Raw genomic sequence first — 22,946 nt, forward strand, 5'->3', positions numbered from 1 at the left:
ACCGGGCCGGATCACGCTGCCGGCAGCGACCGCAGCAGCAGATCCAGCGCGGCGGCGACGGTCCCGGAACGCACGGCGGCCCGATCACCAGGCAGGGCGAGCCGCTCGGCCAGCAGCACCTCCGGGCCGGCCAGGCCGACGTAGACGGTGCCCGCCGGCTGCCCGCCGTGCGGCTGTGGCCCGGCCACGCCGGTGGTCGCCAACGCCCAGGTGGCGCCGCAGCGCTCGCGAGCGCCGCGGGCGAGCTGCCGGGCCACCTCGGGGTGCACCGGGCCGTGTTCGGCCAGCAGCCGCTCGTCCACGCCGGCGAGCGACGCCTTCAGGTCCACCGCGTACACGATCAGGCCGCCACGCAGCACCGCACTGGCGCCCGGCACGTCGGCGACCGTACCGGCGAGCTGGCCGGCGGTCAGCGACTCGGCCGTGGCGAGCGTCTCACCTCGCCGGGCCAGCTCGGTGACCACCTCCGCCGGTGCGGTCACGACCGGTCGGCGGCGCCGCGACGTAGCGCGAGCGCGCGGAACAGGTAGTCGATGCCGGTGCCGACGGTGACCAGCAGCGCGGCCAGCATGATCCAGAAGCCGACGGCCGACACCGGATCGGGCCACGGGGCGAGATACCAGGCGATACCGAGGATCTGCAGTACCGTCTTGAGCTTGCCGCCCCGGCTGGCTGCGATCACGCCGTGCCGCAGCACCCAGAACCGCAGGAGGGTGACCCCGGCCTCCCGGAACAGGATCAGCCCGGTCATCCACCACGGCAGCCCCGCGTACACCGACAGCACCAGCAGCGCGGTACCGGTCAGTGCCTTGTCCGCGATCGGGTCGGCGACCTTGCCGAACGGGGTGACGAGATTGCGCGCGCGGGCCAGCCAGCCGTCCGCGAAGTCGGTCACCGAGGCGACGCAGAACACCACGCAGGCGAGGATCCGCCAGTCGGCGGCGATCAGGCCGGAGGAGACCGAGATCCATACGAACACCGGCACGAGCACCAGCCGCAGCGCGGTCAGCGCGTTGGCCGGGTTCACCAGCGGTGCGGTGGGTGGCGGCGGCTCCCGCCGGGCCGGTGGTACGGCCCGGCCGGGCGCGCTCGATGCGGCCTCAGTCACGGCCACCACTCTGCCCTCCGGCGGCCGCCGGGTCGAGTACCCGCTCGACCACCGCGGTCAGATCGACCCCGATGGTGCCGGTCACCCGGGCCCGGACGAGATCACCGGGACGCAGCGTCGCGGGGTCCACGGAGCCGCCCGCCAGCAGCGCGGTGCTCCCGTCGACCTCCGGCGCCTGGTGCGCCGCCCGGCCCTCGACCTCGTCGCCGTCGGTGCGGTCGACCAGCACCTCGACCACGCTGTCGAGCCGGTCCTCGGCGCGCTGCGCGACCAGTTCGTCGACCAGCGCGGAGATCCGGTTGACCCGGGCGTCCACCTCGTCGGTGGGCACCTTGTCGGGCAGCCCGACCGCCTCGGTGCCCTCCTCGTCGCTGTAGCCGAACACCCCGATCGCGTCCAGGTCCGCGCCGGTCAGGAACCGCTCCAGCTCGGCGACGTCGGCCTCGGTCTCCCCCGGGAACCCGACGATCACGTTGGTTCGGGCGCCCAGCTCGGGCGCGATCTTGCGGGCCGAGGCGAGCAGGTCCCAGAACCGCTCGGTGGAGCCGAACCGGCGCATCCGGCGCAGCAGCGGCTCGCTCGCGTGCTGGAACGACAGGTCGAAGTAGGGCGCGACGCCGGGCGTGCCGGCGAGCACCTCGACCAGGCCGGGACGCATCTCGGCCGGCTGCAGGTAGCTGGCCCGCACCCGCACGATGCCCGGCACCGCGGCGAGCTGCGGCAGCAGCTTCTCCAGGGCCCGCGGATCGCCGAGATCCTTGCCGTACGACGAGGAGTTCTCGCTGACCAGCACCAGCTCCCGGACGCCCTGCCCGGCCAACCATTCCGCCTCGGCCAGCACCTCGTCCGGGGTACGCGACAGGTACGCGCCGCGAAACGACGGGATGGCGCAGAACGCGCAGCGCCGGTCGCAGCCGGAGGCGAGCTTCAGCGAGGCGACCGGGCCGTCGTCGAGCCGGAAGCGCAGCACCTTCAGGTGCGCCGGGGCGTGCTCGTCGACGTCACCGTGGCCGGGCACCGGCGCCGGATGCGCGTGCCGCTCGACCGGGGTGATGGGCAGCAGGGTGCGCCGGTCCCGGGGCTCGTGCGCGGTCAGCGAACCGCCGGCGAGCACGGTGCGCAGTCGGTCGGAGATGTCCGGATAGTCGTCGAAGCCGAGCACCGCGTCGGCCTCGGGCAGGCTGTCCGCAAGCTGCTTCCCGTACCGCTCGGCCATGCAGCCGGCGGCCACCACCTTGGCGCCGTTCTCCCCCGCGTCCAGCAGCGTCTCGATCGAGTCCTGCTTGGCCTGTTCGATGAAGCCGCAGGTGTTGACGAGGACCACGTCGGCGTCGGCGCTGTCGCCGGTCACCTGCCAGCCGTCCGCGGCGAGGCGGGCGGCGAGCTCCTCGGAGTCGACCTCGTTACGGGCGCACCCGAGGGTGAGCATGGCGACACGGCGGGGGGATTCGGCGGCTGACACGTACCGAGCGTACCGACCGATCCTGGGTGCCAGCGCAGACACCGCCCCGCGGCGGCGGCAGGTCGGTGAAGTTTGCCACCGATGATCGTCGCCTCGACGACACACGGCTAGCCTGGGCGACGAACGGTGGATCTGCCACCGGTCCCGGACGAGCAGCGCGACGTACCCGGCCCAGCAAAGACGCCGCGCCACCTACCATGACCGACATTTTGCAGATCGTGGGCGCTGTTCTGGTGCTCGCCGGATTCTTCGCCAGCCAGATCGGCGCCGTCGACGCCCGCTCACTGGCCTACCTGATCGTCAACGCGCTCGGCTCCGGAGTGCTCGCCGTGCTCGCACTGCTGGGGCACGAATGGGGCTTCCTGCTGCTCGAGGGCGTCTGGTGCCTGGTCGCGCTCGCCTCCCTGCTCGGGGTGCTCGGCCGGGCCCGACGGCAGCGCCCGCACCTGCTGCGGGCCGGACACCGCTCCGCACCCACCGACTGAGCCGGCGCGGCCGGGCGGTCGACGGTCCGGATCTCCGGGTCGTCGGCGGGCTCCGGCCTCGCGGCTCATTCGATGTTCAGCGCCGACACCAGCCACCGATCGTGCGGCCGTACCAGCGAGAGTCGGATCCGGTAGTGCACCGTCCTACCCTTCGGTGTGCTGGTGTTGCGCACCGTGGCATCGGCCGCGACCAGAACGGTTGCCGCCGTCGAACCGGCCTGCGTCGGCGCGACGCCGAGCACCTTCCCGGTCTGTTGCACGTGGTTCTGCACGATCCCGCTGCGCAACTGCGTCCGGCGCGCCTGGTACTGCGCGCGGAACTTCCCGGTGCTCAGGTCGAGCATCCGCTTCAGGTCGGCGTCGACGTGATCCGCGCTCACGTTCAGGAACACCAGCGTCGCGGTACGGGCGGCCTTCGTCGCCGCCGGCACGTACGCGGCGCGGCCGGCGGCGGTGCGCGTCCCGGCGAGGCCCACGAGTAGGGCGAGGGTCAGCAACAACGCCAACCCCAGCGCGCCGATCGCGATCAACCAGCCGACCGGGCGCCGGTGGGGCGCGGGCACGGTGGTCACAGCGACTCCAGCTTCTCGATCCGCCAACCGTCGCCGGTACGGCGCATGACCAGCCGAACCCGGATCTGATCGAGCCTGGCTTCGGTACTGGTGCGGTTGGTGCTGTGCAGGTCCACGTAGGCCAGCAACGTCACGGTGTCGGTAGCGGACGACACGACGCCGATCTCCTTCGCCTGGGCGGAGACCATCGCGTGCCGCTCGGAGATGTCCTTGCGCAGCCTCGTCATGGTCTTGGTGTAGTTCGCCCGCATCGACCCGGTGCACCACTTGCGGGCGGCCGCCACGTCGGCGTCGAGCGACCGGTAGTCGTAGCCGAGTACTGCCGGGACCGCCTTGCTCGCCGTGGCGGTGGCGGCCTGCACCGAAGCGTCCGGCCAGCTGGTGGGCGGCGACGAGGTCAACCGGTCGACCCCGAGCACCGCGGTCGTGCCGCCGGCCGCCAGCAGCAGCACGGCCAGCACCAGCACGGCCATCAGGTACCCGATCCGGCGTCTGGCCGCCGGCGGGGCCGCACCCCACGCCGGTGGTTGCGGTGGCAACGCGCCGGCCGGCGGCGGCGGTACCCGCAGCGCACCCTCGGCGACCACCAGCTCCGGTTGCTCCAACACCACCGGGGCGATGCCGAGCCGCTCGTGCAGCAGGGCGGCGAGCATCGGCACCCGGCTGGCCCCGCCGACCAGGAAGACACCGGTCAGCTGCGGTGCCGACAGGCCCGCGTCGGCGATCGAGCCAGCCAGCAGTTCGACCACCCGGTCGAGCCGGGGCCGCGCCACCTCTTCGAACTCGCCGCGGGTCAGGTGCAGCGCCGCTGCACCGGGCACGTGCACCGGCGCCGACGACAGCCGGGACAGCGCCTCCTTCGCGCCGCGCACGTCGTCCCAGAACAACCAGCGGTCCCGGTGGTCCTCCGGCGAGGACGGCTCGGTCAGCCTCATCCACGGCGCCGCGCCTTCGACGACCGCGGGCCGATCGTCGGAGGCGGCCCCTTCGGTGGACCCGGTCGGCGGCCCGGACGCCGGCGTGCCGGTCCGGTCGGCCTCGACCGGCGCCAGCGCGTCGGCCTCGACCGGTGCCGGCGCGTCGGCGTCGACCGGTGCCGGCGCGTCGGCGTCGACCGGTGCCGGCGCGTCGGGCAGCATCGTGCCGATCCGGTCGACCAGCGCGGCATCCAGGTCGAGACCGCCGAGGTCGGCCAGACCGGCCGTGGCGAGCACCTGGTAACCGCCCGGAGCCAGCCGGACCAGCGCGGCGTCGGTGGTGCCCGCGCCGACGTCGAGCACGGCGAGAACGCCATCCGCGGGCAGGGTCGACGCGAGCACCGCGGTGAAGTACGCGGCGGCGGCCACCGGCTCCGGCAGCAGCGCGGCGACCGTCAAGCCGGCCCGCGCGGCCGCCGTGGCGAGCCGGTCGCGGCGGGGCGCGCCCCAGTCGGCCGGATGGGTCAGTACGACCGGCGGCAGTTCGCCGGCCACCCGGACCGCTTCGTCGGCCACCCGGCGCAGCACGGCGGCGAGCAACTCGACCACCGGCACCGAAACGCCGAGCAGCACCGTCTCCTCGTCGATGCGGCGCTTGGGATTCGGTTCGTACCGCCCGGGATCGGCGCGGCCGGCGCGCACCGCGTCGCGACCGACCGAGGGCACGCCGGCGGCGTCGACGAACGCCGCGGACGGCAGCAACTCGGCGCCGTCGAACAGCAGTGGCCGGGTGTGGCCGTCCGGCCATCGCAACACCGCGACAGTGTTCGAGGTGCCCAGATCCACCCCGAGTAGGAACGCGCCCGCCATGTCCCTCCCTGTGCCGCAATCCGGCACAGCCTAGGACATCGACGCCACCGTGCGGTCAGCCGTTCTCGCCGCGGATGCTGGCCAGCATGTCCTCCAGCTCGTCCGGCTTGATCAGCACGTCGCGCGCCTTCGAGCCCTCCGACGGGCCGACGACGCCGCGGGTCTCCATCAGGTCCATCAGCCGGCCGGCCTTGGCGAACCCGACGCGCAGCTTGCGCTGCAGCATCGAGGTCGAGCCGAACTGCGAGGTCACCACCAGCTCGGCCGCCTGCAACAGCAGGTCGAGGTCGTCGCCGATGTCCTCGTCGATCTTCTTCTTGCTCTCCTGGGCGACCGTCAGCACGTCGTCGCGGAACTCCGGCTGCCGCTGCTCGATGCAGTACTTGACCAGGTCGTGGATCTCCGGCTCGGTGACCCAGGCGCCCTGCAACCGGACCGGCTTGCTCGCGCCCATCGGCAGGAACAGCCCGTCGCCGCGGCCGATCAGCTTCTCCGCGCCGGGCTGGTCCAGGATGACCCGGGAGTCGCCCAGCGACGAGGTGGAGAACGCCAGCCGAGACGGCACGTTCGCCTTGATCAGGCCGGTGACCACGTCGACGCTCGGCCGCTGGGTGGCGAGTACCAGGTGGATGCCGGCGGCGCGGGCGAGCTGGGTGATGCGCACGATCGCGTCCTCCACGTCGCGCGGCGCCACCATCATCAGGTCGGCCAGCTCGTCCACGATCACCAGCAGGTACGGATAGGGCCGGTACTCGCGCTCGCTGCCGGGCGGCGCGGTGATCTCGCCCTTGAGCACCTTGCGGTTGAAGTCGTCGACGTGCCGCACCCCGGCCGCGGCCAGGTCGTCGTAGCGCATGTCCATCTCGCGGACCACCCAGGCAAGCGCGTCCGCCGCCTTCTTCGGGTTGGTCACGATCGGCGTCACCAGGTGCGGGATGCCCTCGTAGCTGGTCAGCTCGACCCGCTTCGGATCGACCAGCAACAGCCGCACCTGGTCCGGCGTGGCCCGCGCCAGGATCGACACCAGCAGCGAGTTGATGCAGGACGACTTGCCGGAACCGGTGGCGCCGGCGACCAGGAGGTGCGGCATCTTGGTCAGGTTGGCCACCACGTTGCGGCCCTCGATGTCCTTGCCCAGCGCCACCACCATCGGATGCGGATCGGCGGCGGCCTCGGCGCTGCGCAGCACGTCGCCGAGGACCACGTCCTCCCGGTCGGTGTTCGGGATCTCCACGCCGACCGCGGACTTGCCCGGGATCGGGCTGATGATCCGCACGTCCGGGCTCTTCACCGCGTAGGCGATGTTGCGCGACAGCTGGGTGATCCGCTCGACCTTCACCCCCGAGCCGAGCTCGATCTCGTACCGGGTGACCGTCGGGCCACGGGTGAACCCGGTCACCGCGGCGTCCACGTTGAACTGCTCGAAGACGCCCTGCAGCGCGGCGATCGCGTCGTCGTTGGCCCGGCTGCGGGTCTTGCCGGGGCCGCCCTTGCGCAGCAGTTCCGGTGGCGGCAGCCGGTAGTCGCCCTCCGCCGCGCTGAGCACCGGCTGCTCCACCTTCGGCGGTGGCAGTGGACCGTGCTCCGGCGGGGTCAGCTTCTTGCGCGGCTTGCGCTGGACCGGCAGCTCCGGCTCGTCGGCGGCCTCCTCGCCCGCCGGCGACACCGTGGCCGGGTCCTCGGCCCGGCTGCCCTGCCGGCGCCGGGACGGTCGGCGCAGCCGCACCGGCGGCCCGGAGACCTCGTCCGCCTCGTCCGCGTCGTCCTCGGCGGGCGCCGCGGCCCGGCCCAGGGCGAGATCACGCAGCCGGCGGAACCGCTCCGGGATCCGGTTCAGCGGGGTCGCGGTCACCACCAACAAGCCGAACAGCAACAGCAGGACCAGCAGCGGTACCGCCACCCACGAGGTCACCGCGCGAGCCAGCAGGCCGCCGACCAGGTCGCCGACGATGCCACCGGCGTACGCCCGCCCGTCCGCGGTACCCGGACCCCCGCGGAACAGGTGCAGCAGCCCCAACGCGGCGAGCAGCAGCGCGCTCCAGCCGACCAGGTGCCGGCCACGGTGCGCCGGGTCGGGGGCCTGGCGCAGCACCCGGACGGCGGCGAAGGCCAGCAGTACCGGCAGCGCCGCGGCGGCCGCGCCGACCACCCAGCGCACCGCGTACGCCACCCAGGAGCCGACCGGGCCGGCGGCGTGGAACCAGACCGCGACGGCCAGCACGATACCGAACGCCAGCAGGGCGAGGCCGAGGCCGTCGCGCCGGTGCGCCGGGTCCAGCTCACGCGCGGTGGCGGCCTGCCGACCGACCGCCCGGGCGAGGAACCCGACCCCACGGGCCAGGCCGCCGAACGCGCCGCTCGCGACCCGCGCCGACGCCGACCGCTTCGGCTTGCGCCGAGCGGGGCGCCGGGCGGGGCTGCGGCGCGGGGTGGCACGGCTAGCCGTACCCGTCTTCTTCTTCGCCGAGGTGCGGGCACGGCTCGTGGCAGACGTGCGGCCAGCCATGACCGCCACGCTAGCCGGAACCGAACGCAAACCCCCGGTCCGACACGGCCGGTGACAGAATTCCCTGGTCGGCCCGGGGGCTCAGCCGCTACGCCGGCCGGACCGGCGCTGCCAGGCCGGGCGCCACCAGCGCAGCGCCACCAGCACCCAGGAGACGAGTACCACCGTGCCGAGCAGTACCTGGGCGAGCGTCTCGGCGCCGCTGGGGTAGAGCACCCCGCGCACGTAACTGGCCAGGAAGCCACCGGTCAGCGGCGGCAGCCCGGCGGCATGCCGGGCGGCGTCCTGCGCGGCGGTCAGCGGGCAGGACAGGTGGCCCGCGACCACCACGACCGCCCACCCGGCGGCGAGCAGGTGCAGCACGAGCGTGCGCGGCCGGCGGATCGCGACGAAACCGCCGAGCAGCAGGTACGCCAGGTAGCCGAAGTGCACGGCGACCAGCGCCCAGCCGAGCCATCGATAGCCCATGGCCGCAGCGTATGCCCGTTTTCACTGGCCGGGACGTTTCGGCGGGCAGCCCGCCGGCCAGGTAGCCTGCGGCTCATGCGTATCGGGATTGTCGGAGCAACAGGCCAGGTCGGCGGCGTGATGCGCCGCATCCTCGCGGAGCGCGAGTTCCCCGCGGACGAGCTGCGGCTGTTCGCCTCGGCGCGGTCGGCGGGGCGCACGCTGCCCTGGCGGGACGGCGAGGTGACGGTCGAGGACGCCGCGGCCGCGGACTTCCGCGGGTTGGACATCGTGTTGTTCTCCGCCGGCAAGGGCACGTCCAAGACGCTCGCGCCGAAGGTCGCCGCGTCCGGCGCCGTGGTCGTCGACAACTCGTCGGCGTGGCGGATGGACCCGGACGTACCGCTGGTGGTGGCCGAGGTGAACCCGCGGGCGCTGGCGAACCGGCCGCGCGGCATCGTCGCCAACCCGAACTGCACCACGATGGCCGCGATGCCGGTGCTGCGGCCGCTGCACGACGAGGCCGGGTTGACCAGCCTGGTGGTCGCCACGTACCAGGCGGTGTCCGGTTCCGGTCTGGCCGGCGTGGCCGAACTCGACGAGCAGGCCAGGAAGGTCGTCGACGGCGCGGCCGGACTCACCTTCGACGGCGCGGCGGTGCAGTTCCCGACGCCGGAGAAGTTCGTCCGACCGATCGCGTTCAACGTGCTGCCGTACGCCGGATCGCTGGTCGACGACGGGCTGGGCGAGACCGACGAGGAACAGAAGCTGCGCAACGAGAGCCGCAAGATCCTGGCGATCCCGGACCTGAAGGTGTCCGGTACCTGCGTCCGGGTGCCGGTGTTCACCGGGCACTCGCTGCAGGTCAACGCCCGGTTCGCGGCGCCGCTGAGCGTCGAGAAGGCGCGCGAGCTGCTGGCCGACGCGCCCGGGGTCGCGCTGTCGGACGTCCCGACGCCGCTGCAGGCGGCCGGCCAGGACCCGACGTTCGTGGGCCGGATCCGGCCGGACGAGACGGTCGACAACGGCCTCGCACTGTTCCTGTCCAACGACAACCTGCGCAAGGGCGCGGCGCTCAACGCGGTCCAGATCGCCGAGCTGCTCTGCGCGTAGCCCTGAGCCAATCGCCGCGCAGCCCTGCGCCATTTGGCGCGCAGCGCTGAGCCCATCTGGCGCGCAGCGCTGAGCCCATCTGGCGCGCAGCGCGGGGCGGCTCGGTGCGGCACGAAACAGGCCCCGGCCGGGTGGCCGGGGCCTGTTTCGTGCCACCCTGTGACTTACATCGTAAGGTATTGCCGCCGCAGCCGAGGCCGGCCACCCTGTTCCTTACGGCGTAAGTCAGATCAGGGAGGCCCTCATGACCAGCACCGAACAGCTCGCCCGCCGCTTCGTCGAGACGATCAACGAGCGCGACTTCGACGCGCTCGACGCGTTGCTGTCCCCCGACCTCGTCGCACCGCCGCTGGTGGTGGACGCGCCGGCCGAGTCGTTTCGGACCGGGCTGGAGATGGCCGTCGCGTCGTTCCCCGACGTGCGGCTCGACCTCGACGACCTGCTCGTCGCCGGCGACCGGGCCGCGCTGCTGCTGCGCATCTCGGCGACCAACACCGGCCCGTACCGGCGGGGCGCGGCCACCGGTCAGCGGGCCAGCTGGCCGGCGGTGTTCGTGCTCCGGTTCGCTGGCGGGCAGCTCACCGAGCTGGGCGGGGTCTCCGAACGGTTCGGCTGCCTACAGCAGTTCGGGCTGATCGGCTCCGACGACGAGATCGCCGCGGCCGCACCGGACGACCCGAACGCCGGGCGCTACCTGGTGGTCGACTCGGTCGCGCTGGACGCTGCCGCCGACCCGGACCGGGCGCTCGAGCTGTTGCGGCACCGGCGGACCGGCCCGGCCGGCGCGCGCGTGTACACCGCCCGGCACGTCGACGACCCGCGCCGGCTGATCCGGTACGCACACCTCGCCGGTTCGCGCGAGCAGGTGTCGGCCCGGGTCGCCGCCGCCGGGCCCGCAGCCACCGGTACTAGCATCGCCACCTACCGGGTGGTCGCCATCGACGACCTGCCCTGAGCGACGAGGAGCATGGCGTGGCCGGTAGTGCGTCCCGTCGGCGCGCCGGGCTGAGCCGCGACCGGGTGTTCGAGGCCGCGCTGCGGATCGCCGACGCCGAAGGCGTCGAGGCGCTGTCGATGCGCCGGCTCGGCCGGGAACTCGGCGTCGAGGCGATGTCGCTGTACCACCACGTGCCGGACAAGGCAGCCATCGTCGCCGGGCTGGCCGGCCGGGTGTTCGCGGAGGTCACCGTCCCGACTGCCGATCCGGCGGCGGACTGGCGCACGGTGCTCGGCCGCCTGCTGTGGTCGCTGCGCGGCACGCTGCTGCGGCACCCCGGCGCGCTGCCGGCCGTGGCCACCCACGAGGTGACGGCCGGCCCGGGGCTTGCGCTGTACGAGGCGGCGATGCGGCTGCTACACGACGCCGGGTTCGACCTGGCGCGGGCCAACTACGCGCTGAACAACCTGGTCACCTACACGATCGGGCACTGCCTGGCGATGGCCGGGCGACCGCCGCTCGGGGTTGCCGAACCGACCGCGGCGCAGCGACGCGAGACCGCCGCCGCGCTGGATCCCGACCGGTACCCGACCGTGGCCGCGTGGCTCGCACAGCTCGGCGACACCGGCTACGACGCGGACGCGCTGTACGAGCAGGGCCTGACCGCGCTGCTCGACGGTCTCGCCGAGCCGCACGGCCACGGCTGAGGCCCGCGGTGTCGCGGTCCCGCCGCCCGGTCAGTGCCGGCGGCGGTGCCGCAGGTCGACCGCCGCCGCGGCCAGCACGGCGACACCGGTCAGCGCGAACGGCAGTACCCCGGCGGCCAGCCGGGCGGTCGTCACCAGCAGCGCGGACACCGCCGCCCCGGCCAGCATCGCCGCCACCAGCAACACCAGCCGGGGCAGCCCCCGGCCCGCTGCGCCACCGGTGATCCGGCTGACCACCGTGGTCAGCGTGCTGGTCAGGTAGGTGGTGGACCCGGCCGGCAGGGCGAGCGCCTGCACCGCGCGGGCCTGGAAGCCCATCGCCACCGCGGACACCGCGACGAGCACCCCCGCGCCGATCCCGGTGGGCCGGCCGTCGGCGACCAGCCAGCCGACGAACAGCAGCAGTTGCAACACCGCCTGCACGCCGAGCGCGTGCGTGACCCGTACCGGCCAGGGGTCGAGGTCGGTGGCCCTGGTGCGACCGAGAAACCGGGTGCACACCGCCACGCCGACCACGTACCCCGCGAGCGACACCACCGAGCGCACCGCGGCGGCGCCGGAGCCGGTACCGGCCGCGATGCCCAGCAGCGCCAGGTTGCCGGTCATCACCGCGGTGAACACGTGCCCCAACGCCAGGTAGCTCAGCGCGTCGGTGGCGCCGGCGCCGGCGGCGAGCACCAGCAGCAGCGCGTCCGGGATCACGCGCAGGGCCGGCGGCCCCACGCGTTCCTGTTCGTCCTCGGACCGCTCGGCAGACATCGCTGTGAGCATCGCATCCGTGACCATTGGTACGGGTCGGAACCGCGATGCTCACCACGCGACGTGCCGGATCACACCTCGACGACGTTGGGCACGATCATCGGGCGGCGCCGGTACGTGTCGTTGACCCACCGGCCGACCGAGCGCCGGACCAGCTGCTGCAGCTGGTGCGGATCGGACACGCCGTCCTTCGCCGCCCTGTCCAGCACCTCGGTGATCAACGGCACCACCGGGTCGAAGGCGGCCGGGTCCTCCGAGAACCCCTTCGCCGACACGGTCGGCCCGCCGACCACCTTGCCGGTCACCGAGTCGACCACCACCGTCGCCGCGATGAACCCGCCGTCGCCGAGGATGCGCCGCTCGGTCAGCGCGCTCTCCCCCACGTCCCCGACCGCGAGGCCGTCGACGTAGACGTACCGGTTGGGCAGGTGGCCGACCAGCCGGGCCCGGCCGTCGACCAGGTCGACCACGTCGCCGTCCTCGCACAGCACGACGCCCTCGGCCGGTACCCCGGACTCGGCCGCCAGCCGGGCGTGCGCCCGCAGGTGCCGCCACTCGCCGTGGATCGGCAGGAAGTTGCTCGGCCGCACCACGTTGAGCAGGTACAGCAGCTCGCCGGCCGGCGCGTGCCCGGAGACGTGCACCCGGGCCACGTCCTTGTGGATCACCGTGGCGCCGGCCCGAGACAGCGCGTTGATCACCCGGTACACCGAGGTCTCGTTGCCCGGCACGAGCGAGGACGCCAGTACGACCGTGTCGCCCGGCTCGATCTTGACGTGCCGGTGGTCGCCGGAGGCCATCCGGCCCAGCGCGCTCATCGGCTCGCCCTGCGAGCCGGTCGACATGAACACGATCTCGTCCGCCGGCAGGTTCGTCGCCTCCTCCAGCGACACCACCAGACCGGCCGCGATGTGCAGCAGCCCCAGATCGCGGGCGATGCCCATGTTGCGCACCATGGACCGGCCGATCAACGCCACCTTGCGGCCATGCTCGGCCGCCGAGTCGAGCACCTGCTGGACCCGGTGCACGTGCGAGGCGAACGAGGCGACGATGATCCGGCCGCGCGCGCGGCGGAAGATGCCGTCGATGACCGGCCGGATCTCCTGTTCGGAGGTGACGAACCCGGGGATCTCGGCGTTGGTCGAGTCGGACAGCAGCAGGTCGACGCCCTCGCCGCCCAACCGGGCGAAGCCGGCCAGGTCGGTGACCCGGCCGTCCAGCGGCAGCTGATCCATCTTGAAGTCGCCGGTGTGCAGCACCGTCCCGGCGCCGGTGCGCACCGCCACCGCCATCGCGTCCGGGATCGAGTGGTTGACCGCGAAGAACTCGCAGCTGAACGGACCGAGCTGCTCGATGCCGCCCTCCCGGACGGTCAGCGAGTACGGCGTGATCCGCCGCTCGGCGAGCTTCGCCTCCACCAGCGCCAGGGTGAACTGCGAGCCCACCAGCGGGATGTCCGGCTTGCGCGCCAGCAGGTAGGGCACCGCGCCGATGTGATCCTCGTGCCCGTGCGTGAGCACGATCGCCTCGACGTCGTCGAGCCGGTCGGCGATCGGCGAGAAGTCCGGCAGGATGACGTCGACGCCCGGTTGGTCCACATCCGGGAACAGCACGCCGCAGTCGACGACGAGCAGCCGCCCCTCGTACTCGTAGACGGTCATGTTGCGGCCGATCGCGCCGAGGCCACCCAGCGGAATGACCCGCAGGCTGTGCGCGGCGAGCGGCGGTGGTGGGGCCAGCTCCGGATGTGCCTGGCTCACTGAGCTCTCCTATTCACTTCGTACAGTCTTCTGGTACCGGCGGTCCGGCGCCGGCGTCGCGGCCCCGCCGGCCGCGACGCGGCACGAGGAGCGCCTGTCGTTCGCATCGTGCGCGCGGCCGCAACGGTCAGAGTTCGATACCGGCCCGCTCGCAATCGGCGCACAGCTGGCGGATCTCCGCCTCGGTGGCGTCCACCAGCGGTGAGCGGACCGGGCCGGCCGGCAAGCCACGCAGCCGCATCGCGGCCTTCACCAGGATCACGCCCTGGGTGCGGAAGAAGCCGGTGAACACCGGCAGCAGCCGGTGGTGCAACGCGAGCGCGCCGGCATGGTCGCCGGCCTCGAACGCCTCGATCATCTGCCTGGTCTCCCGGCCGGCCACGTGCGTCGGGGTACCGACCACGCCGACCGCGCCGACCGCCAGCAGCGGCAGGGTGAGCTTGTCCTCGCCGGAGTAGACGGCGACCCCGCCGTGCCCGGTGACCGCCGAGGTCGCGGCGGGGTCGCCCTTGGCGTCCTTGACCGCGGCGATGTTGCGATGATCGGCCAGCCGCAGCAGCGTGTCGGTGGCGATCGGGGTCGCCGTCCGGCCGGGTATGTCGTACAGCATCACCGGCAGGTCGGTCGCCTCGGCGACGGTGGTGAAGTGCGCGAGCAACCCGGCCTGCGGCGGCTTGGAGTAGTACGGAGTGACCACGAGCAGGCCGTGCGCGCCGGCCTTGGCCGCGGTGTGGGCGAGCTCAACGCTGTGCGCGGTGTCGAACGTACCGACGCCGGCCACGATCCGGGCCCGGTCACCGACCGCCTCGACCACGGCGCGCAGCAACGTCTCCTTCTCCGCGTCGGAGGTGGTCGGCGCCTCGCCGGTGGTCCCGCTGATCACCAGCGCGTCGTTGCCCTGCACGTCGACCAGGTACTCGGCCAGTTTCTGCGCACCGGCGACGTCGAGCGAGCCGTCGGCGGCGAACGGAGTGACCATCGCGGTCAGCAGCCGACCAAACGGTCGGCGCGGGTCGTGCGTCATGCCACCAACCTATCGGACCGACCGGCGGGCACGGGCGGATCATCCGGTGAGACGTCCGTCCCCCGGAGGGCTGACTCCACCCGGCTCAGCCCTCCGTGACGAACGGGCTGGCCGCGATCTCGGTCCCGTCGTCCAGCGCCGAGATGGTGAAGTCGCCGAACACGTTCGGCGCCACCTGCTGCAGCTGCCGCAGGCAGGCGATCGCCAGCGCCCGGATCTCGACGTCCGCGTGCTCGGAGGCCCGCATCGCGACGAAGTGCCGCCAGGCGCGGTAGTTGCCGGTGACCACGATGCGCGTCTCGGTCGCGTTCGGCAGTACCGCCCGGGCGGCCTGCCGGGCCTGCTTGCGGCGCAACGTCGCGTTCGGCACGTCGGCGAACTTCTTCTCCAGGCCTTCCAGCAGCTCGGTGTAGAGCTTGACGGCGGCCTCGGCGCCCTCGACGAACTTGGCGTGCAGCTCCGGGTCCTCGGCGATCACGTCCGGCTCGACCATCGCCGCGTTGCGCTCCGGCACGTACCGCTGGGACAGCTGGGAGTAGGAGAAGTGCCGGTGCCGGATCAGCTCGTGGGTCAGCGAGCGCGAGATGCCGGTGAGGTAGAACGTCACGCTGCCGTGTTCGAGCACCGACAGGTGGCCCACCTCGAGGATGTGCCGCAGGTAGCCGGCGTTGGTCGCGGTGGCCGGGTTCGGCTTCTTCCACGACTGGTAGCAGGCCCGGCCGGCGAACTCGGCGAGCGCCTGGCCACCGTCCGCGTCGGTGCTCCAGGGCACGTCCGCGGGCGGCGCGAACTGGGTCCAGGCGATGGGCTGCACGGTGGGCGGAACGATCTCGGGCACGGCATCCCCCTCGAAGTCTGGCGACGCGGCGAGCCGGTCCCCTGCGCCACTGCCGCGCCTCGAATTTACCGGCAGCCCCGATGCCTGCCGGAACCGGCTGGTTGCGGGCTCGGTGGGCGGTTCGCGGTCCATCCGGCCGCTGCGGCGACCGGAGACGGCACGCTAGACGGCAATCAGGCATTGACTGGCGTCGAAAGTGATGTCATGATGGCGTCATGAACGCATCAGCACTGGAACTGGAACTGGTCCGCCGAGACCTGAACACCCACCGCGGGGCCATCGACCACGAGCCGGCCACCCGCCGCACCGGAGACCACCGGTGGGACGGCTGGCTGTACCGGAAGGGCACGGGCACCGGGCTCGAGTCGGAGAACGGGAGCCGGGATCGGTACGCCGACCGCGGCGGCAGACCCACGCCACGGCGACGTCCTCGGCATCGACGGGCGCGCCCCCGCTTGGTTGACATCACCCGTGCTGTCAGGATAGTGCCATGGACCTGAACCCGTACCTGGAAACGTTGCGCCGCGACCTGGAGGCCAGCGCGGCCCCCGGCGACGACGACGTCCGGCGGGCGGCCGGGCTGCTTTCCGGCTCGCTGGAGGCCGCCGCGCGGCTCAGCCTGCTGGAGGCGCTGTCCGACGCCGCGGCCGAGATCACCACGAAGCTGGACAACGCCTCGGTCGAGGTACGGCTCCGCGGCCGGGCGGCCGACCTGGTCGTCAACGAGACCGCGCCACCCGGCCCGCCGGAGCCGCCGCCCGCCACCGAAGCCGAGTCCGGCGACGTCGCCCGGATCACGCTGCGGCTGCCCGAGGGCCTCAAGTCTCAGGTCGAACGGGCCGCGTCGACCGAGGGCATCTCCGTCAACGCCTGGCTGGTCCGGGCCATCGGTGCCGCCGTCCGCGGCGGCAGCGGCGGCCCGACCACCCGGACCCGCCTCGGCCGCCGGGTCACCGGCTACGCCCAGGCCTGACCCGCCGCGGTCGACCCGCACCGCGCCACCCGACCGCACCGGTCGACCCGCACCCGCGACGGCCGCACCGGCCGGCCGCGGGGCCACCCGCACCCTCAGCGGGCACCCCTGTCCTTCGCACCGTCAGGCGAGCGCGCGGCCGACGCCGTGCGCCGACATTCAGGAGCAGACATGTACGAGTTCGCGACCGACACCCCGGTCAGCATCGACCTGCGTGTCGCGGCCGGCCGTTGCGAGCTGACCGCCGAGCCGCGCGACACCGCGACGGTCGAGGTGGAACCGCTCAACCCCGGCGACGACCGGGCCGTCCAGGCCGCCGCCGACACGATCGTCCAGCTGTCCGGCGGGCAGCTGACCGTCAAGACGCCGGACACCAGCGGCGTCGGCTGGCTGTTCGGCCGGCGTACCGCGAAGCTGCGGATCACGATCGCCGTGCCGACCGGCTCCTCGCTGGAGTCCAAGGTCGCCTCCGCCGATCTGGTGTGCACCGGCACCCTGGCCACCGTCAGCGTCAACAACGCCTCCGGGGACGTCCAGCTGGACCAGGTCACCGGTGACGTCTCGATGAACTCCGCCTCCGGCGACGTGCGCGTCGCGTACGTCGGCGGCAACCTGAAGGCCAACTCGGCATCCGGCGACATCGACGCCGGTCGGGTCGACGGCGACGTGGCCCACAACTCCGCCAGCGGCGACACCCGGATCGGCGAGACGCACGGCACCGTCAAGGTGCACAGCGCCTCCGGCGACGTGCGGATCGACGCGGTGGTCGCCGGATCGGTCCGGGCCAACACCGCCTCCGGCGACCTGATCTTCGGCGTACCGGCCGGGACCGGGGTGTGGATGGACCTCAACACCGCGTCCGGCAGCACCTCCAGCGACCTGTCCATCGGCGGCGAGCGCCCGCTGGCCGGTCACGACGTGGAGCTGCGCGGCAGCACCGCCTCCGGCGACATCGAGATCCGCCGGGTACCGGCACCGGCGGCGTCCTGACGGCGCCGCGTCGCCGAGGGTGTCGGTGTCGGCCGGCACCCCTGCGACAGGACCGGCCGACGGCCTCAGACGTACAGGAAGGTGAACGGCGCCCAGGGCAGGTTGCGCATGATGAAGAAGGCCGCCCAGGCGCCGGCGAACAGGGCGAACGCGACCGGCGGGACGCGCAGCCGCGGCATGGCGATGCCGAAGACCCGGCGCAGCGCCCAGGCAAGGTAGGCGTACACCACGAACGGCGCGGCGAACACCGCGAGCACGTGGTTGCGGGCCGCCTCCGGCAGGTTGCCGTGCAGCAGGTACCAGAAGGCGCGGGTGCCGCCGCAGCCCGGGCAGTCGAGCCCGGTGAGCGCCTTGAACGCGCAGCCACCGGTGGGCCCCTCCTCGCCGGTGGTGGGGTTGAAGTGCTCGACGTAGACCACCGACATGCCGAAGCAGGCCAGCAGCGCGAGCGGCGCCAACCAGGTCTGTCGCACGAACAGGAACTGGATGAGGCGCCCGACCGGCGTTCGCGGCCGCCGCGGCGACGCCTGCTCGGCCCCGGTCGGGCCAGGGTAGGCGTAGCCGGCCGCGGAGACCGGGTAGCCATAACCGGGCGGCGGGGTCCGCGGGCCGTCGTCGACCGGCTCCCCGATGCCGGTGGCCGGGATCGCCGCAACCGCTCCCCCGGACATCACTTGCTGCGCGCTGCCGATGTCGCTCACCGACGCCATGGCCTCCCCTTCGCCGAACCTCCTCACCGTACCGGACCGGCGCCCGTGGCCGCGCCGACGCCGGTCACCGTTCCAGCGCGGCCGCGAGCGGGCCGGCAAGATCACCCTGCTGCGGCCGGGCGACGTCGGTCAGGCCCAGCCAGCCCGCCATCGTGCGCAGCTCCGCGGCGAGCTCACCCGCGACCCGGTCGATGCCGCCGGGTGGCCGCGGCTCGATCCACGCCGCCGGCACCCGCAGCAGCCCGGCGGCCCGGTCCGCCTTCAGGTCGACCCGGGCCACCAGCGCGTCGTCGAGCAGGAACGGCAGCACGTAGTAGCCGTGCACCCGGCGGTGCGGCGGCACGTAGATCTCGATCCGGTAGCTGAACCCGAACAGCCGCTCCGCCCGTGATCGCAGCCAGATCAACGGATCGAACGGGCTGATCAGGGTGCGGGCGGCGATCCGCCGCGGCCGGCGCGCGCCCGGATCGAGGTAGGCCGGTGCCGGCCAGCCGTCCACCTCGACCTCGATCAGCTCACCGGCCGCGACCAGCGCTGCCACCGCCGGCCGGCTCGCCGCGGCCGGCAGCCGGAAGTAGTCGCGCAGATCGGGCTCGGTGGCCACGCCGAGCGCGGTCGCGGCGGTGCGGACCAGCTGCTGGTACGCCTGGGCGGGCGCGGGAGTCGGGGTGGCCAGCACCTCGGCCGGCAGCACCCGCTCGGGCAGGTCGTAGAGCCGCTCGAAGGTGGGTAGCCGGGCCGCCGAGGTGACCTCGCCGCAGTAGAACAGCCATTCCAGGCTGGTCTTGACCGCGGACCAGTTCCAACCCCAGTCGCTGCGATCCCGGACCGTGTCGTCCTGGATCTCGCGGGCGGTCAGCGGCCCGCGTTGCGCCACCTCGTCGCGAACCCGGGCGACCAGGTCGGGGCGTTCCGCGGCGAGCCGGCGCACCCCGTTCCAGGCGTGTTGCTCGGCCTCGGCCATCCGCCAGCGCAGCGCCGGTTGCAGCCGGACCGGCACCAGCGACGCCTCGTGGCCCCAGTATTCGAACAGCTCGCGCGGCGCGCTGTGGGCGGCGCGGTCCAGCAGCCGGGTCGGGTAGGGACCCAGCCGCGAATAGGCCGGCAGGTAGTGCGCGCGCTGCAGCACGTTCACCGAGTCCATCTGGATCACACCGATGCGGCGTAGCACCCGGCGCAGGTGCCGGACGTCGGGGACCCCGATCGGGCGCGGATCGGCGAAACCCTGCGCGCCCAGCGCGATGCGGCGGGCGGTCGCAGCCGACAGGTGCGGTACGCGTGCGGTGATCACCTGCGGCAGGCTACCGGCGAGGTCCGACATGCGGTGCCGGCGCCGTCAGGATGCCAGGGCGGTCGGGGCGAACCGGGCGCCGATCGCGATCAGCGCCATCCCGGCCAGGAACACCAGGCCGGACAGCACCCAGCGACGCGCCGTGGCCAGCGCGCTCGCCGCCACCTCCGGCCTGTCCGGCGCCTCCACCTGCGCCCGGATCGCGAACACGACACCGCCGATCCCGAGCACCTCGGCCAGCACGAACACCGCGATCACCCCGCGGGTACCCAGCACGGACAGGCCGAGCGAGCGCAACCACAGCAGGCCCACCGCGAGGACCGAGACGGCGATCGCCAGGGCCAGCCAGAGCGCCCGCTCGGTCGGCCCGGACAGCCCGCCGCCGCGGCCGGAACCGCTCTCCCGGTGCGCCACCCGGCCCTCCCCTCGACGCCGGTCGCGGTCGCTTCGCCCACGCCGACCCGCCCGGACCCGTCTCGCCGGGACGGCATCAGCGTACGGCCGGGGCGCCGGCCCGAACCGCCGGACGCGCCAACCCGCCCCGGGCTCCGGGCGTACCGGCGGCGGGTCCTAGGGTGGGTGGCATGGCGCTGGGTTACGTTCGTACCGCTCGTGTGGCCGAGGCCGCGGAGATCGCCCGGCTGCAGCTGGCCACCTGGCGCGCCGCGTACGCGCGCATCGTCCCGGCCCGCATCCTCGACGAACTCGACGGCGAGGCGCTCGCCGCCCGCTGGCTCGCCGCGATCACCGAGCCCCCGTCGACACGCCACCGGGTGCTCGTCGCGATCGAGCAGGGCGGCGAGGCGAACCTGGTCGGCTTCGCCGCGATCGGACCGGCCGACGAGACGGCCGCCGCGCCGGACGAGCCGGCCGACGCGCTGCCGAGCGGTACCGCTGCCATCACCGACCTGCTGGTCGAGCCGCGCTGGGGCCGGCGCGGCCACGGCAGCCGGCTGCTCGCCGCGGCGGTCGACCTGTGGCGCGACGACGGCGCCGAGCGGGCCGTCGCCTGGCTGTTCGACCGGGACGCCGCGAGCCGGGCCCTGCTGGGTTCGGCCGGCTGGCAGGACGACGGCGCGGTCCGGGCGCTGGACATGGACGGCACCCTGGTCCGGCAGCGCCGCCTGCACGTGGCTCTCGACCCCGACCCCGACGGCTCGGCCGCCGACTCCGGCTGACCGCCGCGCCGGCATCGCCGGCACGCGGGACTCCGAACAGACCCTAGGCGTCGAGCAGCGAGCCGAGGCCGACGGTCAGGCCGGGCCGATCCGGTACCGCCCGCACCGCCATCAGCACGCCGGGCATGAACGACGCCCGGTCGTACGAGTCGTGCCGCACGGTCAGGGTCTCCCCGGGCGCGCCGAACAGCACCTCCTGGTGCGCCACCAGGCCGGCCGAGCGCACCGAGTGCACGTGCACCCCGGCCACCTCGGCCCCGCGGGCGCCCGGCAGCGCCGTGTCGGTCGCGTCCGGTACCGGCCCCAGGCCAGCGCGCTCGCGCGCCGCGCCGATCAGCTCGGCGGTACGCACCGCGGTCCCGCTCGGCGCGTCCAGCTTGTTCGGGTGGTGCAGCTCCACCACCTCCGCGGAGGCGAAGAACCGCGCCGCCCGTTCGGCGAACTCCATCATCAGCACGGCGCCGAGCGCGAAGTTCGGCGCGACGAACACGCCGACCTCGGGGTGCCCGGCGAGCCACTGCCGCACCCGGTCGAGTCGGTCCGCGTCCAGCCCGGAGGTACCGACCACGGCATGGATGCCCCGGTCGATGCACCAGCGCACGTTGTCCAGCACCGCCTGCGGGGTGGTGAAGTCGACGACCACCCGGGCACCCGCGTCGGCCACCGCGTCGATCGGGTCGCCGGACCCGACCGTCGCCACCAGCTCCAGGTCGTCGGCCGCCTCGACGGCACGGCAGACCTCGCTGCCCATCCGGCCGGCGGCGCCCAGCACGCCGACCGGGACCGGCCGGCCGTTGCCCGTCTCGCTCATCGACGTTCCTCCTTCTCGTGGCAGCCGGGCGTCAGGTCCAGCCGAGCGGGGTCTCGAAGTCGTGCCCGGCGAACGGGCCGACCACCGCGAGCGACATCGGCCGGGCCATCAGGTCCGCCGCGACCGCGGCGACCTCGTCCGGGGTGACCTGGTCGATGCGGGTGAGCAGCTCGTCGACGCTGAGCAGGTCGCGGTAGAGCAGCTCACCCTTGCCCAGCCGGGTCATCCGGGATCCGGTGTCCTCCAGGCCGAGCACCAGCGAGCCCTTCACCATGCCCTTGCCGCGGGACACCTCCTCGGCGGTCAGGCCGTCCGCGGCCACCTTGGACAGTTCGGTGGAGACCAGCGACAGCACCTCGTCGGCCTTGCCCGGTGCGCAGCCGGCGTACACGCCGAACAGGCCGGTGTCGGCGAAGTGGCTGCCGAACGAGTACACCGAGTAGGCCAGCCCGCGCTTCTCCCGTACCTCCTGGAACAGCCGGCTGGACATGCCGCCGCCCAGCGCGGCGTTGAGCACGCCGAGCGCGAACCGCCGCTGGTCGGCGCGCGAGTAGGCCTGGGAGCCGAGGACCAGGTGCGCCTGCTCGGTGTCCCGCGCGTCGACGACGGTACGAGACCGGCGCAGCGGCGGCGCGGCACCGGCGCGGCGCTGCGCGACCTCGTGCCCGGTGCCGATCAGCGGCCCGAAGGCCGCCCGTACCGACCTGAGCACGGCGCGGTGTTCCAGGTTGCCGGCGACCGCGACGACGATCTGGTCGGCCCGGTAGCGCCGGTGGTAGAAGTCGAGGATCTGCCGGCGGGACATGGCCGACACCGACTCGGTGGTGCCGGACACCAGCCGCCCCAGCGGCTTGTCACCGAACACCGCCTCGGCGAACCGGTCGTGCACCACGTCGCCCGGCTCGTCGTCGGTCATGGCGATCTCCTCCAGGATCACGCCCCGTTCGGTCTCCACGTCGGCCGCGGCGAGCACCGACGAGGTGATCAGGTCACCCAGCACGTCCAGCGCCAGCGGCAGGTCGTCGTCGAGCACCCGCGCGTAGTAGCAGGTGTACTCCTTGGTGGTGAACGCGTTGGTCTCGCCACCGACCGCCTCGATCTCGGCCGAGATGTCCAGCGCCGAGCGCCGCTTGGTGCCCTTGAACAGCAGGTGTTCCAGGAAGTGCGAGGCGCCGGCCTGGCGCGGCGACTCGTCCCGGGAGCCGACCCCGACCCAGACGCCGACCGCGGCGCTGCGCATCGCCGGCACCGCCTCGGTGATCACCCGCAGCCCGCCGGGCAGCACGGTACGGCGCACCGCACCGCTCAGCGGGTCGGCGACCAGGGTCCGGGTCTTGGCTCGTTCGCTCACGCGTTCCTCACGTTCCTAGGGCGTGTTGTGAACCCCGGCCGGGGCGAGAGTCGCCGCAGCCGCGCGGGAGTCCGCCGCGCCCTGGGGCGGCATCGTTGCCGACCGGTACGTCCGGATGCGCCGAGGCGTCGGGGCCC

Annotated in this window: 23 protein-coding genes and 1 riboswitch; of the genes, 7 read left to right on the forward strand and 16 right to left on the reverse strand. The window is 73.6% G+C overall.

Features of this window, described 5'->3' with window-relative positions; genetic code table 11:
- Positions 1–11: 11 nt before the first annotated feature.
- From Asera_RS25310 to rimO, 3 genes are read right to left on the reverse strand one after another with little or no spacing between them, the layout of a single operon-like run.
- Positions 12–482: a CinA family protein gene (locus tag Asera_RS25310; RefSeq protein ID WP_035296685.1), complete on the reverse strand. Its 471-nt coding sequence runs from the start codon at positions 480–482 to the stop codon at positions 12–14.
- Positions 479–1,108, reverse strand: a complete 630-nt coding sequence (gene pgsA / locus Asera_RS25315) for a CDP-diacylglycerol--glycerol-3-phosphate 3-phosphatidyltransferase (protein ID WP_084131593.1) — start codon at positions 1,106–1,108, stop codon at positions 479–481. Before pgsA ends, Asera_RS25310 begins: the two co-directional genes overlap by 4 nt.
- Positions 1,101–2,537: a 30S ribosomal protein S12 methylthiotransferase RimO gene (gene rimO / locus Asera_RS25320; protein ID WP_051802251.1), complete on the reverse strand. Its 1,437-nt coding sequence runs from the start codon at positions 2,535–2,537 to the stop codon at positions 1,101–1,103. Before rimO ends, pgsA begins: the two co-directional genes overlap by 8 nt.
- 153 nt (positions 2,538–2,690) lie before the next feature.
- Positions 2,691–2,760, forward strand: a riboswitch (guanidine-III (ykkC-III) riboswitch).
- 7 nt (positions 2,761–2,767) lie between these two features.
- Here rimO and Asera_RS25325 point away from each other — a divergent pair.
- A complete protein-coding gene (locus tag Asera_RS25325) occupies positions 2,768–3,055 on the forward strand; it encodes a CBU_0592 family membrane protein (protein ID WP_051802252.1) in 288 nt (95 codons plus the stop codon).
- A 65-nt stretch (positions 3,056–3,120) separates the two neighbouring features.
- Here Asera_RS25325 and Asera_RS25330 read toward each other — a convergent pair whose 3' ends face one another.
- From Asera_RS25330 to Asera_RS25345, 4 genes are all read right to left on the reverse strand, one after another.
- The gene (locus tag Asera_RS25330; protein ID WP_035296688.1) at positions 3,121–3,627 is read right to left on the reverse strand and encodes a hypothetical protein; all 507 of its coding nucleotides are present in this window, start codon (positions 3,625–3,627) and stop codon (positions 3,121–3,123) included.
- Positions 3,624–5,414: an Hsp70 family protein gene (locus tag Asera_RS25335; RefSeq protein WP_051802253.1), complete on the reverse strand. Its 1,791-nt coding sequence runs from the start codon at positions 5,412–5,414 to the stop codon at positions 3,624–3,626. Before Asera_RS25335 ends, Asera_RS25330 begins: the two co-directional genes overlap by 4 nt.
- Positions 5,415–5,469: 55 nt before the next feature.
- Positions 5,470–7,920, reverse strand: coding sequence for a DNA translocase FtsK (locus Asera_RS25340; RefSeq protein WP_030446375.1), 2,451 nt, complete (start codon positions 7,918–7,920; stop codon positions 5,470–5,472).
- Between the two features lie 81 nt (positions 7,921–8,001).
- A complete protein-coding gene (locus tag Asera_RS25345) occupies positions 8,002–8,388 on the reverse strand; it encodes a DUF2784 domain-containing protein (protein ID WP_030446376.1) in 387 nt (128 codons plus the stop codon).
- Between the two features lie 75 nt (positions 8,389–8,463).
- On the opposite strand from Asera_RS25345, the gene Asera_RS25350 reads away from it, so the two are divergent.
- From Asera_RS25350 to Asera_RS25360, 3 genes are all read left to right on the forward strand, one after another.
- A complete protein-coding gene (locus Asera_RS25350) occupies positions 8,464–9,480 on the forward strand; it encodes an aspartate-semialdehyde dehydrogenase (RefSeq protein WP_030446377.1) in 1,017 nt (338 codons plus the stop codon).
- A 244-nt stretch (positions 9,481–9,724) separates the two neighbouring features.
- Entirely contained in the window at positions 9,725–10,435 is a 711-nt protein-coding gene (locus Asera_RS25355; protein WP_030446378.1) for an ester cyclase, read from the forward strand.
- A 17-nt stretch (positions 10,436–10,452) separates the two neighbouring features.
- A complete protein-coding gene (locus tag Asera_RS25360) occupies positions 10,453–11,124 on the forward strand; it encodes a TetR/AcrR family transcriptional regulator (RefSeq protein WP_035296691.1) in 672 nt (223 codons plus the stop codon).
- Between the two features lie 30 nt (positions 11,125–11,154).
- Here Asera_RS25360 and Asera_RS25365 read toward each other — a convergent pair whose 3' ends face one another.
- From Asera_RS25365 to thyX, 4 genes are all read right to left on the reverse strand, one after another.
- Positions 11,155–11,883, reverse strand: coding sequence for a YoaK family protein (locus tag Asera_RS25365; RefSeq protein ID WP_169745840.1), 729 nt, complete (start codon positions 11,881–11,883; stop codon positions 11,155–11,157).
- Between the two features lie 71 nt (positions 11,884–11,954).
- On the reverse strand, positions 11,955–13,643 hold the full coding sequence (locus Asera_RS25370) for a ribonuclease J (RefSeq protein ID WP_030446381.1): 1,689 nt from the start codon (positions 13,641–13,643) through the stop codon (positions 11,955–11,957).
- Between the two features lie 127 nt (positions 13,644–13,770).
- Positions 13,771–14,667 (reverse strand): 4-hydroxy-tetrahydrodipicolinate synthase, encoded by an 897-nt coding sequence (gene dapA, locus Asera_RS25375; protein WP_030446382.1) that lies wholly within the window; start codon positions 14,665–14,667, stop codon positions 13,771–13,773.
- Positions 14,668–14,752: 85 nt separating this feature from the next.
- Positions 14,753–15,496 (reverse strand): FAD-dependent thymidylate synthase, encoded by a 744-nt coding sequence (thyX, locus tag Asera_RS25380; protein ID WP_211255589.1) that lies wholly within the window; start codon positions 15,494–15,496, stop codon positions 14,753–14,755.
- Positions 15,497–15,995: 499 nt separating this feature from the next.
- On the opposite strand from thyX, the gene Asera_RS25385 reads away from it, so the two are divergent.
- Both Asera_RS25385 and Asera_RS25390 read left to right on the forward strand, forming a co-directional pair.
- On the forward strand, positions 15,996–16,478 hold the full coding sequence (locus tag Asera_RS25385; RefSeq protein ID WP_030446384.1) for a toxin-antitoxin system HicB family antitoxin: 483 nt from the start codon (positions 15,996–15,998) through the stop codon (positions 16,476–16,478).
- 171 nt (positions 16,479–16,649) lie between these two features.
- The gene (locus Asera_RS25390; RefSeq protein WP_030446385.1) at positions 16,650–17,468 is read left to right on the forward strand and encodes a DUF4097 family beta strand repeat-containing protein; all 819 of its coding nucleotides are present in this window, start codon (positions 16,650–16,652) and stop codon (positions 17,466–17,468) included.
- Positions 17,469–17,533: 65 nt separating this feature from the next.
- Here the strand turns inward: Asera_RS25390 and Asera_RS33305 are convergent, their stop codons facing one another.
- The 3 genes from Asera_RS33305 to Asera_RS25405 all read right to left on the reverse strand — a co-directional run bounded on the left by Asera_RS33305 (position 17,534) and on the right by Asera_RS25405 (position 19,883).
- Entirely contained in the window at positions 17,534–18,178 is a 645-nt protein-coding gene (locus Asera_RS33305) for a DUF2752 domain-containing protein (RefSeq protein WP_244844018.1), read from the reverse strand.
- 64 nt (positions 18,179–18,242) lie between these two features.
- The gene (locus Asera_RS25400; RefSeq protein ID WP_030446387.1) at positions 18,243–19,466 is read right to left on the reverse strand and encodes a winged helix-turn-helix domain-containing protein; all 1,224 of its coding nucleotides are present in this window, start codon (positions 19,464–19,466) and stop codon (positions 18,243–18,245) included.
- A 48-nt stretch (positions 19,467–19,514) separates the two neighbouring features.
- A complete protein-coding gene (locus tag Asera_RS25405; RefSeq protein ID WP_030446388.1) occupies positions 19,515–19,883 on the reverse strand; it encodes a hypothetical protein in 369 nt (122 codons plus the stop codon).
- Between the two features lie 170 nt (positions 19,884–20,053).
- On the opposite strand from Asera_RS25405, the gene Asera_RS25410 reads away from it, so the two are divergent.
- A complete protein-coding gene (locus Asera_RS25410; protein WP_030446389.1) occupies positions 20,054–20,647 on the forward strand; it encodes a GNAT family N-acetyltransferase in 594 nt (197 codons plus the stop codon).
- A 43-nt stretch (positions 20,648–20,690) separates the two neighbouring features.
- Here the strand turns inward: Asera_RS25410 and dapB are convergent, their stop codons facing one another.
- Both dapB and Asera_RS25420 read right to left on the reverse strand, forming a co-directional pair.
- Positions 20,691–21,458 (reverse strand): 4-hydroxy-tetrahydrodipicolinate reductase, encoded by a 768-nt coding sequence (gene dapB / locus Asera_RS25415; protein ID WP_030446390.1) that lies wholly within the window; start codon positions 21,456–21,458, stop codon positions 20,691–20,693.
- Between the two features lie 31 nt (positions 21,459–21,489).
- Entirely contained in the window at positions 21,490–22,809 is a 1,320-nt protein-coding gene (locus tag Asera_RS25420) for a M16 family metallopeptidase (RefSeq protein ID WP_030446391.1), read from the reverse strand.
- Positions 22,810–22,946: the final 137 nt, after the last annotated feature.

It is taken from the genome of Actinocatenispora sera (assembly GCF_018324685.1).
Lineage (GTDB): Bacteria > Actinomycetota > Actinomycetes > Mycobacteriales > Micromonosporaceae > Actinocatenispora > Actinocatenispora sera.